The organism is Delftia sp. WSY_10 (assembly GCF_043104705.1).
GTDB lineage: Bacteria > Pseudomonadota > Gammaproteobacteria > Burkholderiales > Burkholderiaceae_C > Comamonas > Comamonas tsuruhatensis.
The window spans coordinates 333047-347230 of record NZ_JBICKY010000012.1; the positions used below are offsets into that span (position 1 = coordinate 333047).

Annotated in this window: 14 protein-coding genes; 2 read left to right on the top strand and 12 right to left on the bottom strand. The window is 66.4% G+C overall.

Annotated features, from left to right (window positions below; genetic code table 11):
• Window positions 1–10: 10 nt before the first annotated feature.
• Window positions 11–349 carry an iron donor protein CyaY gene (cyaY, locus tag ACF8ML_RS03655; protein ID WP_017406663.1) on the bottom strand — a complete coding sequence of 113 codons (339 nt, stop codon included), beginning with the start codon at window positions 347–349 and terminating at the stop codon, window positions 11–13.
• 12 nt (window positions 350–361) lie between these two features.
• On the opposite strand from cyaY, the gene ACF8ML_RS03660 reads away from it, so the two are divergent.
• Window positions 362–643 (top strand): lipoprotein, encoded by a 282-nt coding sequence (locus tag ACF8ML_RS03660; RefSeq protein WP_082254145.1) that lies wholly within the window; start codon window positions 362–364, stop codon window positions 641–643.
• Window positions 644–734: 91 nt separating this feature from the next.
• On the top strand, window positions 735–1562 hold the full coding sequence (locus ACF8ML_RS03665; RefSeq protein ID WP_012207382.1) for an MBL fold metallo-hydrolase: 828 nt from the start codon (window positions 735–737) through the stop codon (window positions 1560–1562).
• Here the strand turns inward: ACF8ML_RS03665 and ACF8ML_RS03670 are convergent.
• The 11 genes from ACF8ML_RS03670 to ACF8ML_RS03720 all read right to left on the bottom strand — a co-directional run bounded on the left by ACF8ML_RS03670 (window position 1559) and on the right by ACF8ML_RS03720 (window position 14179).
• Complete coding sequence (locus tag ACF8ML_RS03670; RefSeq protein WP_392406300.1) at window positions 1559–2179, bottom strand: sulfite oxidase heme-binding subunit YedZ; 621 nt, start codon at window positions 2177–2179, stop codon at window positions 1559–1561. The two genes, ACF8ML_RS03665 and ACF8ML_RS03670, sit on opposite strands and share 4 nt — an antisense overlap.
• A 13-nt stretch (window positions 2180–2192) precedes the next feature.
• Window positions 2193–3173, bottom strand: a complete 981-nt coding sequence (gene msrP, locus ACF8ML_RS03675; protein ID WP_016445533.1) for a protein-methionine-sulfoxide reductase catalytic subunit MsrP — start codon at window positions 3171–3173, stop codon at window positions 2193–2195.
• 192 nt (window positions 3174–3365) lie between these two features.
• Window positions 3366–4703 carry a c-type cytochrome biogenesis protein CcsB gene (gene ccsB, locus ACF8ML_RS03680; protein WP_392406302.1) on the bottom strand — a complete coding sequence of 446 codons (1338 nt, stop codon included), beginning with the start codon at window positions 4701–4703 and terminating at the stop codon, window positions 3366–3368.
• Entirely contained in the window at window positions 4700–6883 is a 2184-nt protein-coding gene (locus ACF8ML_RS03685; RefSeq protein ID WP_047326511.1) for a cytochrome c biogenesis protein ResB, read from the bottom strand. The genes ccsB and ACF8ML_RS03685 overlap by 4 nt, the downstream gene beginning before the upstream one ends.
• A gap of 139 nt (window positions 6884–7022) precedes the next feature.
• The gene (locus ACF8ML_RS03690; protein ID WP_016445530.1) at window positions 7023–7673 is read right to left on the bottom strand and encodes a cytochrome c; all 651 of its coding nucleotides are present in this window, start codon (window positions 7671–7673) and stop codon (window positions 7023–7025) included.
• A gap of 279 nt (window positions 7674–7952) precedes the next feature.
• Entirely contained in the window at window positions 7953–8885 is a 933-nt protein-coding gene (locus tag ACF8ML_RS03695; protein ID WP_338499757.1) for an AraC family transcriptional regulator, read from the bottom strand.
• A gap of 62 nt (window positions 8886–8947) precedes the next feature.
• Entirely contained in the window at window positions 8948–9916 is a 969-nt protein-coding gene (locus tag ACF8ML_RS03700) for a carbohydrate kinase (RefSeq protein ID WP_392406304.1), read from the bottom strand.
• 1 nt (window position 9917) lies between these two features.
• Window positions 9918–11357: a D-arabinitol 4-dehydrogenase gene (dalD, locus tag ACF8ML_RS03705; RefSeq protein ID WP_047326509.1), complete on the bottom strand. Its 1440-nt coding sequence runs from the start codon at window positions 11355–11357 to the stop codon at window positions 9918–9920.
• A 62-nt stretch (window positions 11358–11419) separates the two neighbouring features.
• Window positions 11420–12472, bottom strand: coding sequence for an ABC transporter ATP-binding protein (locus ACF8ML_RS03710; protein ID WP_017403962.1), 1053 nt, complete (start codon window positions 12470–12472; stop codon window positions 11420–11422).
• A 23-nt stretch (window positions 12473–12495) separates the two neighbouring features.
• Entirely contained in the window at window positions 12496–13317 is an 822-nt protein-coding gene (locus ACF8ML_RS03715; RefSeq protein ID WP_026062016.1) for a carbohydrate ABC transporter permease, read from the bottom strand.
• A gap of 4 nt (window positions 13318–13321) precedes the next feature.
• Window positions 13322–14179 carry a carbohydrate ABC transporter permease gene (locus ACF8ML_RS03720; protein WP_392406305.1) on the bottom strand — a complete coding sequence of 286 codons (858 nt, stop codon included), beginning with the start codon at window positions 14177–14179 and terminating at the stop codon, window positions 13322–13324.
• Window positions 14180–14184: the final 5 nt, after the last annotated feature.

Sequence of the window (14184 nt, forward strand, 5' to 3'; positions counted from 1 at the left end):
AGCCGGGGTCTCAGCGCGCCGAGAACTGCAGCGCCAGGCCCGATTGCTCGGTGGCGTAGCGGCTCAGGTTGGCGAAGAACTCGCCCGCGCCCTTGGTATCGAGCCAGGCGCCCTGCGACGCGTCGTAGCGGTAGTGGAAGCCGCCGGCCTTGGCGGCCAGCCAGATCTCATGCAGCGGCTTTTGCTGGTTGATCACGATCTGGCTGCGGTTGGCAAAGACCAGGGTCACCATGCCTCCCACGCGCTGGGCATCGAGGTCGGCATCGGTTTCATCGTTGATGCGATCGCAGTCTTGCTCCACCGCCAGCAGCAGTCGTTCGGCAAGGTCCAGAAATTCTTGGTCGGTCATTACAATTCGCTTATGTTGAAAGCCTCGCAAATTCTAGTCAGGTGCATTGCCCTTGGGGCCTGTGCGGCGTCCCTTGCGGCCTGTGGGCAGAAGGGGCCTCTGTTCCTGCCCAGCTCGCCAGCCGCCAGCCACCGCGCCACGCTGCCGCAGACCCTGGGCATCTCCAGCCCGGCCGAGCGGGCAACGCCCGCACCGGCGCCCACCACCTTGCCGACCGGCCCCTCCAATGCAGCCGTCGAGGAAAGCTCCACGCCCACGGGCGCCTCGGACTCCCGCAGGCCACAGGCCGACTGACGCGGCAGCCGCACTGCGGCTTGATGCACGTCAACCCCGCTGCATGGCATGGCGCTTAGAGTGACCGCATCTTGTCCCTCGACAACCCGCCATGCCCGTAGAGCTTTACCGAGACAAAAACCACGCCTGCCTGATGTTCACCGACCTCATCGAGGAAGATGGACAGGCCATCCAGGCCAACCAGTTCCTCATCGTCGATGACGACACGGGCGCCATCATCGATCCGGGCGGCAATCTCGCGTTCAACGAGCTGTTCATGGGCATGTCTCGGCATTTCGCGCCGCACAAGCTTTCCTATCTGATTGCCTCCCACGCCGATCCCGACATCATTGCCTCGCTGGATCGCTGGATGACCAGCACCAAGGCCCAGCTGGTGATCTCGCGCATCTGGGAGCGCTTTGCGCCCCACTTCACCAAGGTCGGCAAGACCGAGAACCGCGTGATCGGCGTGCCGGACGCCGGCGGCCGGCTGCCGCTGGGCCGCCATGAGCTGCACCTGCTGCCCGCCCACTTCCTGCATGCCGAGGGCAACTTCCACTTCTACGATCCCGTCAGCCGCATCCTGTTTACGGGCGACCTGGGCGTGTCCCTGATGAACGGCATCGAGGCACAGGTGCCGGTGACCGATCTGGTGCCGCACATCGCGCGCATGGAAGGCTTTCACCGCCGCTACATGGTCTCCAACAAGATCCTGCGGCTGTGGGTGCAGATGGCGCGCCAGCTGCCCATCGACATGATCGTGCCCCAGCACGGCGCGCCCATCATGGGCGCCAAGGCGATTGCCGACCTGTTCAACTGGCTGGAAGGCCTGCAGTGCGGCATTGATCTGTTCGACCAGCGCAACTACCAGTTGCCCATGGCGGACATCGACCCCGTCACCCGCCAGCTGCGCCCTGCCCTGCGCGCCGTCGCGGGCTAGCTTCTGGCGGGCCGGCGGCGCAGTGCATGGGCCACACGCCAGCCCAGCAGCAGCGCAAGAATGGCGGCGTATACGCCGACCTCGGCGAAGTTGTTCTTGCCCGCGCGCATCCAGAAGAAATGCAGCAGGGCCAGCGGCGCCACCGCATAAATGCAGCGGTGCAGCCATTGCCAGCGCTTTGCGCCCATGGCCCGGAGCACACGGTGCGGCGATGTGGCGGCAAGCGCGGTCAGCAAGAGCAGGGCCGCAAAGCCCACGAGGATGAACGGGCGTTTGGGGATGTCGAGCACGATCTCGCCCCAGTCCAGCCCCATGTCGAACCACGCATAGCACAGCAGATGCAGCACGGCGTAGAAGAACACATACAGGCCCAGCATGCGCCGAAAGCGCGCCAGCGCCGTCAGCCCCAGCGCCTGGCGCAGCGGTGTCACGGCCAGCACCACGCAAAGAAAGCGCAGCGTCCAGTCGCCCGTGGAGCGCAGCAGGGCCTCGGCCGGATTGGCGCCAAGAGTGCTCAGGATGGCTCCGGCCAGCAGCCACGCAAACGGCAGCAGGCACACAAGAAACACCAGCGGCTTGGCCGCCCGGTGCAGCAAAAGGCGCTGTAACACCGTCATTGCATGGGCCGCATCAATAGAACTTCTTCAGATCCATGCCCGTGTAGAGCTGGCCGACCTGGGCTTCGTAGCCGTTGAACAGCAGCGTCTTGCGCTTCTTGGCGAACAGGCCATCCTCGCCAATGCGCCGCTCCGTGGCCTGGCTCCAGCGCGGGTGCGGCACGTCCGGGTTCACATTGGAATAAAAGCCGTACTCGTTGCGCGCCGCCTTGTTCCAGGCCGTGCCCGGCTCCTTGTCGGTCAGGCGGATGGCGACGATGCTCTTGGCGCTCTTGAAGCCGTATTTCCACGGCACGACCAGCCGCACGGGCGCGCCATTCTGGTTGGGCAGCACTTCGCCATACATGCCGAAGGCCAGCAGGGTCAGCGGGTGCATGGCCTCATCCAGGCGAAGCCCTTCCGTGTACGGCCAGTCGAGCACGCCGCTGCGCAGGCCCGGCATCTGCGCCTTGTCGGCCAGGGTGACAAATTCCACGTATTTCGCGCTGCCCAGCGGCTGCACCTTGCGCAGCAGTTCGGCCAGGGAATAGCCGACCCAGGGAATCACCATGGACCAGCCTTCCACGCAGCGCAGCCGGTAGATGCGCTCTTCCAGCGGTGCGAGCTTGAGCAGCGCATCCAGGTCCAGTGTCTGCGGCTGCTGGACCAGGCCTTCGATCTTCACTGTCCACGGCCGCGTCTTGAGCGTGTGGGCGTTCTTGGCAGGATCGTCCTTGTCCAGGCCGAATTCGTAGAAGTTGTTGTACTGCGACGCATCGGCATAGGCGGTGACGCGCTCCATGGAGTTCGCGCCCGGCACCTGCGAAGGCACGGAAGCCAGCGCCGCCAGCTTGCCGGGGCGCTGCACGCCTGCCGCCCAGCCCGGCAAGGCGGCACCGGCCGAACCTGCGGCCAGGTACTGCAGCCAGGCCCGGCGCTGCAGGTAGCTCGCCCGGGGCGTGATTTCGCTGCCTTGCGGATGTTGGAAGCCGTTGTCGTGGGAGCGGATCAGCATGGGAATCTCCGAAAGTGCCTGCTGCGGCAGGGGCGCCGGGCGGCATGACGATTGGGAGCCTTGCAGGCCCGCGCAAGTTCCATGCTACGCCCCAGCCTCAACTGCCATGAAAAAGAGCCGGATACAAAAAGGGCTGCATGCGCGCCGGCGCATGCAGCCCTTTGTTCGGCGGCGGTCCGAATCAGCAGCGGATCACAGCTCGCCGTAGCTGTGCAGTCCCGACAGGAACATGTTCACGCCCAGGAAGGCGAAGGTGGTGATGGCCAGCCCGCCCAGCGCCCACCAGGCGGACACGGTGCCGCGCAGCCCCTTGACCAGGCGCATGTGCAGCCAGGCCGCGTAGTTGAGCCAGACGATCAGCGCCCAGGTCTCCTTGGGGTCCCAGCTCCAGTAGCCGCCCCAGGCCTCGGCCGCCCACAGCGCGCCCAGCACGGTGGCGATGGTGAAGAAGGCAAAGCCCACGGCGATGGACTTGTACATCACATCGTCCAGCAGCTCGAAGCTGGGCAGCCGCTCGGCGATGCGCTTGCGCGCCAGCAGGATGCCGGCCACGATCAGCGCCGAGACGCCGAAGTACACCATCCAGTAGCTGCCGCCGTTGTCGGTCGCACCCTTGCGGAAAACGATGGGCTCGAAGCACAGCACCACGCCCAGCATCCACAGCGGCGCGAGCTTGTACCAGCGCGTCTCCGTGGCCTGCTGCTTGATCAGGTAGGCGAAGGAGACCATGGCCGCCAGCGCGAAGGTGCCGTAGCCGATGAAGTTGGCCGGCACATGCAGCTTCATCCACCAGCTCTTGAGCGCCGGCACCAGGGGCTGGATCTCGTGCGCCTCGCGCACCAGCGTGTACCACAGCAAAAAGCCCACGGCCGCGCTGACCACCAGCATCACGAAGCCACCCAGGGCGCGCGTGTCGTAGTGCTGTTCGTAGTACAGATAGAACAGCGCCGTCATCCAGCAGAACATGACGAACACTTCATAGAGATTGCTGACCGGGATGTGGCCCACATCGGGGCCGATCAGATAGCTCTCGTACCAGCGCACCATGGTGCCCACCAGCGCCAGCGTCACGGCCAGCCAGGCCAGGCGCGAGCCCAGCAGCGACAGCGCCGTGCCCTCGCCCCGCGCAAACATGCCGATCCAGTAGAAGACGGTGCTGATGAAGAACACCATGCTCATCCAGAGGATGGCCGACTGGCTGGACAGGAAGTACTTGAGGCCGAACACCGTGTCCGAGCGCGCCAGCTGCGCCCCCTCCGGCCCCTGGTACAGCGCAATGGCCAGCAGCGACATCCCGGCCACCACCAGCATCAGCGCCCGCAGCGAGCGCCAGAACCAGCCCAGCCAGATGGCCGCGGGAATGGTGCCGACCAGGATGCACTTCTCGTAGACATCCATGTACTCGCCATAGCGCTGCAGCGCATAGAGCAGCCCCGCCGCCACGAGGGCCGCAAACACCCAGTCGAACCAGTTGCGGCGGGCGAAGAAGCCCTCGTTGAGCGTCAAAGTCGTCGTGGTGGCGGTGTTCATGCGGAACCTCCGGGGGGTTTCTTGTGGATGGGCTCGGCGCCTATCAGCTTGCCGGCCAGCATGGCGAATTCTCTATCACCATCGAGCGTTTTTCGATTGGTGGACAAGGCCATTTCGGCATGGCTTTGGCCATCGCGAGGCGTGAGCCAGATCCAGATGCGGCGGTCGCGCACGTACAGCATGCAGAACACGCCGATGATGAGAAACAGGCAGCCCAGATACACCACGTTCTTGCCCGGCGCACGCGCCACCTGGAACACGCTGGCCTGCACCTGCTTGAAGTCCTGCAGCATGAAGACCATGGGCACGGGGTAGAACTGCGCGTCGCTGAGCGAGAACACGGCCTGTGTCATGAAGGACTGCGTCTGCTCGCTGGGCTCCAGCGGTGCCTGGCCGGCCTGGGCCCGCACGATCTGGGCCATCTCGAACAGCACGCCATTGAGAATGCGCACCAGCACCTCGCCCGCGCGTTCACGCTCGGCCGCGGGCACATTGCTTTCCATGAAATCGGAGATGGCCTGCAGCCCGCCCAGCGGCTTGCCATCGGGACCCTTCTTGTCGGTCTGTCCCGCGAACAGCTCCAGCGCCTTGGTGGCCGACTGCGCCAGCGCACCGCTCAGTTCGGAGCGCGAGGAATCGATGGCCTTGGCCACATAGGCCCGGGCCGCCTGCTCGCGCAGTTTGGGATCCTGCAGCGCGCTGCGCAGGCGCAGGAAGGTGTCCATTTCGCTTTCGGGGTCGGCGGGAATGCGCAGATAGCGCATGGCGTCGGCCTGGTTGTCGCGCACGCCCAGCAGGAACACGCGCTGGCCGTCGCCCGTGTCCACGGGCAGCATGTAGTTCTGGAACTCGCGCGCCTGGCCCGCGGCATCGCGCAGCTTGTAGCGGATGCTGGGGCCGATGTTGCGCAGCTCCTTCTTGGTCACGGTCTTGTGGGCCGCGCCCAGGCGCTCGTCGATGGCCTGCTTCAGGTCCACCTTGCGCACATCGGTGGCGCTGCCACTGGCGCCGCCCGCACCGCCGAAGTTCTCGACGTTGATGGTGCGCAGCTCGGCAAACTCCAGCGTCAGCGCCTCGTCCTTGCCGTCGGCGAGCTTGCGCGTGAACTGGCTGGAGCCGCCAATCACGCCTTCGACATCGAAGGGCTTGGTCCCGGCCTCCAGCGGCACGGCATGCAGCTTCACCGACGAGCCGCCGTCATCAAAGCTGGACTGGTAGATCTCGATGCCGCGGTAGCTGGCCGGGTGGTTGACCTCGATGCGCTTTTCCAGCTTCTCGCCCGTGGCCTTGTCGTGGATGACGACCTCGCTGGCAAACAGCTTGGGCATGCCCGTGGAGTAGTACTCGACGATGAACTTCTTGAGCTCCACCGCAAAGGGCAGCTCCTGCAGCAGCACGCCATCGGACTGCGACAGGATGGCCGTGCCCGCCGTGCCGCCCTCGGTCACCAGCAGGTTGCCGCGGAAGGTGGGGTTGCGTTCGCTCAGCCGGTGCTGCTCGGACACCTCGGAGATCAGGCCACCGCCGGTATAAGGTGTTTTGCCTCCCAGCCACATCTGCGCACGCACGATAAGGTCACCGTCGAACAGCCCCCCCAGGCAGATCAGCACGATGGCGCCATGGGCGGCGATGTAGCCCAGCTTGTGGGCCGCGCCCGCCTTGGCCGCCAGCATCCAGCCCGTGCCGGGACCGGCCGCCGTATCGCGCTGCTGCAGCCGCACCTTCCAGCCGCCCGACACCAGCTGCTGGCCCAGGCGCCTGGCGGCTTCCTCGGTGCTGCCGGGCACCACATTCTGCGCACGGTGGCTGAAGGCCTTGAGGCTTTGCTCTCGAACGTTTTCCTTGAAATTGCGCAGATCGGCCAGGTATTTGGGCGCATGGCGTGCCACGCACAGCGAGGTGCTGATCACCAGAAAGGCCAGGATCAGCAGGAACCACCAGGCGCTGTAGACCGCATTGAGCTTGAGCGCAAGAAACAGCTGGGCCCAGAACGGTCCGAACTGGTTGACGTAGTTGCCCACCGGCTCATGCTGCTTGAGCACGGTGCCGATCACCGAGGCAATGCAGATGACCGTCAGCAGCGAGATCGCAAAGCGCATCGATGCCAGCAGCTCCAGCATCGCGCGCGCGGCCTGCGGGCGGGGGGAGGCAAGAGCAGCACCGGAAGAGTTGTCTGACATGAAGAGCGAAAAACCAAAACCCGAATGAAAAAAGCGGGACCATCTGCATTCATGCGATGGACCCGCCTGGCTTGGGGCGTCTATAGGGCAATAGGTTCCCGGTGATTACCCTGGGAACCGCATCGGTTCCGGGAGCACATCAACGCAGGCCAGCGATGTAGTCTGCCACGGCCTTGATTTCGCGATCGTTAAGCTTGGCAGCAACCTGCGTCATCTGAATGCTATTGCCGCGCTTGCCGTCACGGAAGGCCGTGAGCTGGGTGGTGGTGTAGTCGGCGTGCTGGCCGGCCAGACGCGGGTACTGGGCCGGGATGCCGGCGCCGTTGGGGCTGTGGCAGCCTGCGCAGGCGGCGATGTTGCGCTCCTGGATGCCACCACGGTAGATGCGCTCGCCCATGGCCACCAGGTCCTTGTCCTTGGCAAAGCCGTCCTTGGGCTTTTGCGCATGCAGCCAGGCGGCGATGTTCTTCATGTCAGGCTCGCTGAGCATGCTGGCAAAGCCCTTCATCACCGGGTCCTTGCGCTTGTCGTCCTTGAACTCCAGCAACTGCTTGACCAGGTACTCGGGATGCTGGCCGGCCAGCTTGGGCTGGATGGGCACCGTCGAATTGCCGTCGGCCGCATGGCATGCCGCGCAGACGGCGGTGTAGCTGGCCTCGCCCTTCGCCAGATCGGCCTTGGCCGCCTTCGGCTGAGCCGGGGCAGCAGGTGCCTCGCCAGCGGAGAAAGCGGGAAAGGCGGGGGCTGCAGCAAGAATGGCAGCCGTCAGCAAAGAGGCAAGCAACTTCATATCGAGGGCGTGGTTCTGTTGTTGAAAGCGCAAAATTCGGCGGATTCTACAATGGGGCCCCCTGTGATTGATATCGTCAGGAACCCTGCTTTCGCCCCTGCGCGCAGAGGAAGACACATTCCTTGATCGTGGTCACAAACTGGCCACGGATCCGATGCGGAACATGTGTTTTTCGCAACCCAGCATATCGATCTGTGCCAGCGCGGCAATAAGGGCTCTACCCATGTGGCGCGCAATACCACACCCCTTCTTTCCCGGATTCCAGGTCCCTCGCCCGCCTCAGCCCGCGCCGAAGCGGCTTTCGGCCTGCCTGCGGAATTCCGAGGGCGTCATCCCCTTGATTTCAAGGAAGCGCCGGTTGAAGTTGGCCAGATTGCTGAAGCCGACCTGAAAACAGATATCGGCGATGAAGCAATCGGTCTGCATGAGCAGATGGCAGGCACTGTTGATGCGCACGCGGCTGACAAAGTCGGTGAAGCTGTTGCCTGTGGCACGGCGAAAGAAACGGCTGAAGCGGCTTTCGCTCATGCCCAGTTCGGCCGCCACGTCCGCCAGGCTCAGCGGCTCGTTCACGCGCGCCATGATGCGGTTGACCACCTCGTTGATCTGGTCCACCTGGGCCTCGGCCTGCACGCCCTGCATCTGCACGGCCGACAGCAGCCGGTAGTCCGTGCATTCGGAAAGATCGGACAGCAGATCACAAAAGGCCGCGAAGCGGCGCATGCCGCGCGCACCCCGGACCCCCTCCCAGTGCACGCGCGCTGCCTCGGCCATGCCGAAGAACTCGATGCCGTGGCGCGCGCGGTCCAGCAGCTGCAGTACCTCGCGCATCTCGGGGATCTGCTCGGCCGCAAGGGCAATGGGATCGTGGTTGAACAGGATGACGAGATCGCGTTCGGGCGCGCCGGCCTCGGGCACGTCGAACGATATCCAGTTGTGCGGCAGGCGCGGCCCGCACAGCACGAGGTGGCCCGGCTCGAACGGCCCTATCCAGTCACCCACGAAGGCACGGCCCGAGGTGTGGGTGATGAGATGCAGTTCGTACTCGTCATGGAAATGCCAGCGCACCAGCGGACTCGGGAAACCATGTGCCAGGCAGCGCACCAGGCCACTGCCCTCCACGTCTTCATAGCCCAGGGCGGGCGTGCGGACAAAGTCGCGCTCCAGTTCGGGATGGCGCTGGCGCGGCGGGCGGCGGCGTGTGCTGGGCATGGCAGTCGGTCAATCAGGGACGATGGAGACGGGCACAGGGCGCACGGTAACACCGGCGGCCGCTACGCCCTGTGGTGCTGCTGCGCCTGCGCAGCATGCAGGCCCGCAAGCGCGGCATCCAGCTCCGCACGCCAGGGCGGCTGGGCGCCGGCGCGCGTGCAATTGAGCGCGGCAGCCGTGGCCGCAAAGCGCAGCACCTCGCGCCACGCGGCATCTGGCAGGGACTTCAACTGCTGCGCCTGCTCCACGCCGCGCTCGAGCAACGCCACGGACAGTGCCGCGCCAAAGGTGTCGCCCGCGCCGATGGTGTCCGCCAGCGGCACTGCAGGCGGGCGCACCGACAGCGGAGCGCGGTCTGCGCGCAGCAAGGTGGCGCCCTCGGCCCCCTGCGTGAGCACCACGGCCCTGGGCCCACGCGACAGCCAGCTCCCGGCAGCCTCCAGCACCGGCTGACCGGGCGCGATGAAGGCCGCATCCTCGTCGCTGAGCTTGACCAGGTCGGCCAGGGCCAGCCAGTCCAGGCAGTCGCGCCGGAAGGCCTGCGCATCGCGGATCAGCGTGGGACGCACATTGGGGTCGAAGACGATGAGGCGCCGACCGCGCTGCGCGGCCACCAGATCCAGGATGCGCGGCCCCGCCGGCGCATGCAGCAGCGCGATGGAGCCGAACTGCAGGATGCGGCATTCGTCCGGCAACTTCGGCAGCTCGGCAGGCGCCCACAGCGTGTCGGCCGTGCCCTGCATGTAGAAGGCATAGCGGTTGGTGTGTTCGCCGCGCTCCACAAAGGCCAGCGTGCTGGGCGCGCTGCAGCGCTGCACCAGGCGCATGTCCACGCCGTTGCGCTGCAGGTGCGCGAACAGGCGCTCGCCAAATAGGTCCTCCGAGAGCTGCGAGACAAGGCCCGTGGCCTGCCCCAGCCGTGCCGCCGCGATGGCGCCATTGGCGGGCGCCCCGCCCTCATGGCCCTGGAAGGCCAGGCCACCCGTGGCGGTGAAATCGATCAGGGCCTCGCCCACGATGGCTATGCGCATGTCAGCTCCGCCTTGTGCATGTTTCGGTTCTGTCCACAAATGCCCGTACCCGCTCCGAGGCCCGGCGCACCGACTCCACCAGCTGCGGATGGCCTGCCACCTCGCCCCACAGCAGCGGCTCGGCGCACAGCGAGGCCACGGGATCGGGCGCCGCGCAGATGGCATGCGCCACCGCCGGGTCCATGGCCTGGTCCTGGTACGCATAGGGCAGTGTGCCCCGGTGCCAGCGCTGCAGGAAGGCCAGGAACAGCGCTGGCAGCATGGCCGCGGCATCGATGGCGGCGTTGTCCTCCAGCCGCTCGCGCAGCGTGGGCGCGATGAAGCCGGGGATCTTGGCAAACCCATCGGCCGCCACGCGCTGGTTGGTGTCGCGCAGGGCCGCATTGCCAAAGCGCTCCAGCACCGTGTCACGGTAGGCCGGCAGGTCCAGCGGGCTGGGCCGGCCCGGTGCGCAAAGGCAGGCGATCACATCCCGGGTCACGTAGTCCCAGGCCATCTGGCGTATCGCGGGCACGGCACAGCCTTCGTGGATATGCTCCAGGCCCGCCAGCGTCCCGGCCCAGGCGATGCAGCTGTGGCTGGCGTTGAGGATGCGGATCTTGGCCTCTTCGTAAGGCGCCACCGAGGGTACCAGCTCCACGCCCACGGTCTGCCAGGCGGGGCGCCCGGCAATGAAGCGGTCCTCGATCACCCATTGCGTGAAGCGCTCGGCCATCACCGCGGCCTCGTCGTCGCGGCCAGTGGCGGCCAGCACGCGCGCGCGCAGCTCCGGTGGCGGGCGGGGAGTGATGCGATCGACCATGGCGTTGGGGCAGCTGGTATGCCGCTGTGCCCAGTCGGCCAGCCCATGCAACTGTGCCTGGCGCATGAAGGCCAGCAGGCCGGCGCGCAGGCGGTCGCCGTTGTGGCGCAGGTTGTCGCAGCTCAGCAGCGTGACGGGGCCGGCATCGGTGGCGCGGCGCGCCTGCAGGATGGCGCAGAGCACGCCATAGAGGGTGGTCCCCGCCTCGCCCCGGCGTGCGCGCTCCAGGTCCTGCGCCAGATCGGTATGCGCGGCGTCGAGCGCTCCCTGACCATCCAGGCAGTAACCGGCCTCGGTGACCGTGAAGGAGATGATGCGGGTGGCCGGCCAGGCGCCCCGCTGCACGACGGCGGCCAGCCCGGGCGCGTACGGAATCACCTCGCTCAAGGCATCCATCCACTGGTAGTGCACCGTGCCGTTGGGCGCAATCGTCTCCAGCGTGTAGGCACCGCCTTGTCGCACCAGGGCCTCCAGCGTCTGCGCCATGTCAGGGCGCAGGTTGGCGCCCACCAGCGCCCACTGCGTGTCGCCCGCATCCATCAATCGCTGCTGGTAGGCAGCCTGGTGCGCGCGATGGAAAGAGCCCAGTCCCAGGTGCAGCACCGTGGGGCGGGAAAGGGAGGGGGCAGTCGCGTTCATGGTGTCCCGGACAAAGGGATGGGAAGAGACGGAAAGAAGAAGGCAGGGCTCGGCCGCCAGGCTCAGCAGGCCGCCAGCGCACGGCCATCGCGGTCGAACAGATGGAGCATGCAGCCCGGGTCGAGGGACACCCTCACCCCATCGCCCACGGCCAGCGGCATGCGCTCGGTCTGGCGCGCCACCAGCGGCACGCCGGCCACGTCCACATGGACCAGCGTGTCGGCACCCAAGGCTTCGATCAGGTCCACGCGCCCCTGGACGCCAGCCCCATCACCGGAACCTGCATCTGCCCGGGACAGGCGCAGCGCCTCGGGGCGTATGCCCAGCGTGCCGTCCGGCGGCAAGCGCCCCTGCGTGCTGGCCGACAGGCCCGGCACGGCATGGGCCGCCAGCAGGTTCATCGGCGGCATGCCGATGAACTGCGCGACAAAGCGGTTGGCCGGGCGGTCATAGAGCTCCAGAGGAGAGCCCACCTGCTCGATGGCGCCGTCGCGCATCACCACCACGCGGTCGGCCAGGGTCATGGCCTCCACCTGGTCGTGCGTCACATAGATGGTGGTGGCGCCCAATGCACGGTGCAGCTTGAGGATTTCCACGCGCGTGTTGCCGCGCAGCGCCGCATCCAGATTGGACAGCGGCTCGTCGAACAGGAAGACCTTGGGCTCGCGCACGATGGCGCGTCCGATGGCCACGCGCTGGCGCTGCCCGCCCGACAGCTCGCCCGGGCGGCGCTCCAGGCAGGCCGTGAGATTGAGCGTTTCTGCCGCCCGGCCGACCTTGCGCAATATCTCCTTGCGCGGCACGCCCGCCAGGCGCAGCGCAAAGGACATGTTGTCGTACACGCTCATGTGCGGGTACAGCGCATAGCTCTGGAACACCATGGCCAGATCGCGCCGGCCCGAGGGCGCGTGCGTGATGTCGCGCCCATCGAGCAGCAGATGGCCCGCGCTGACGGACTCCAGCCCCGCGATCAGGCGCAGCAGCGTGGATTTTCCGCAGCCCGAGGGGCCGACGAAGACGATGAACTCGCCGCGCTCGATGGCGAGGTCCACGCCACGGATGATGTGCGCCTCGCCAAAGCTCTTGCGCATGTCTTGCAGTTGCAGATAGGCCATGGTTTTCTTGGTTTGAAGAGCAGCTACTTGACGGCGCCGAAGGTCATGCCCTGCACCAGTTGCTTCTGGCTGAACCAGCCGAACACCACGATGGGCGCGATGGCCAAAAGCGAGGCGGCCGAAAGACGGGCCCAGAACAGCCCCTCGGGGCTGGAGTAGGAGGCGATCAGCGTGGCCAGCGTGCCGGCGCGCGCGCTGCTGAGGTTGAGCGACCAGAAGGCCTCGTTCCAGCTCAGCACCAGACACAGCAGGCCCGTGGAGGCAATGCCGCCCAGCGCCAGCGGCAGCACCACATGGCGGAACTCGGCCCACAGGCCGGCGCCATCCATGCGCGCGGCTTCGAGGATCTCGTGCGGGATGTCCTTGAACGCGCTGTAGAGCATCCACACCATGATGGGCAGGTTGGACAGCGTGAAGACCACGGTCAGCACCGTGAGCGTGTCCAGCAGGCCGGCGCCCTGGGCCAGCACGTAGATGGGCAGCAATGCGCCCACGGCGGGCATCATCTTGGTGGACAGCATCCACATCAGCACATCGCGTGTGCGCCGCGTGCGAAAGAAGGCCATCGAGTAGGCGGCGGGCACGGCGATGGCCAGGCCCGCCAGGGTGGACCCCAGGCTGGTGACCAAGGAGTTGCGTGCGTGCAGCAGGTAGTTGCTGCGCTGCTGCACCTCGCCGAAGTTGGCCAGCGTGGGCTCGAACACGAACAGCGGCGGCACGGCAATGGCCTGCAGCTCGGTCTTGAACGCGGTCAGGAACAGCCAGCCCAGCGGAAAGAACAGCAGCAGCGCCAGCGCCCAGGCCGCGGCGGCACGCAAGGCGGTGGAAAGTGAAGGGGCCGTCATGCGCTCAGTCCAGGCTCTTGCCGACGATGCGGATCAGGAAGACGGCAACGATGTTGGCCAGCACCACGGCGAACAATGCCCCCGCAGAGGCCACGCCCACGTCGAAATGCATCAGCGACTGCTTGTAGATGAGATAGGTGAGGTTGGTGCTCTCGTTGCCCGGGCCGCCCGCCGTGGTGATGGCGATCTCCGCAAACACGCCCAGCAGGAAGATCATCTCGATCATCACCACCACCGCCATCGGTCGGGCCAGATGGGGCAGCGTGAGGTGGTGGAAACGTTGCAGGGCATTGGCGCCGTCCATGCGCGCCGCCTCCATCTGCTCGCGGTCCAGCGACTGCAGCGAGGTGATGAAGATCAGGCAGGCAAAAGGCAGCCACTGCCAGGACACCATGACGACCACGGACAGCAGCGGCACCTCGGTCAGCCAGTCCACAGGCTCCAGGCCCAGCGCCCTGCACAGGCTGGCCAGCACGCCGTAGATGGGATTCATCATCATGTGCTTCCACAGCAGCGCGTTGACGGCGGGCATCACGAAGAAGGGCGAGATCAGCAGCACGCGCACCATGCCGCGGCCCGGAAATGGCTCGTTGACCAGCAGCGCCAGCAGCACGCCCAGCACCACGGTGATCGACACCACGCTGGCCAGGAACACCAGGGTCTGGCGCACGGCGGGCATGAAGTCCGGGTCGGTGACGAAGAACTCGTAGTTGCGCAGGCCCACGAAGGGGTGGCCGCCCGGCTGCATGAGGTTGTAGTCGACGAACGAGAAATACACCGTCATCAGCAGCGGCACCAGCATCCAGCACAGCAGCACGGCCATGGCGGGAGCCATGAGCGCGCGGGGCAGCAGGCGCGTCATGGGCG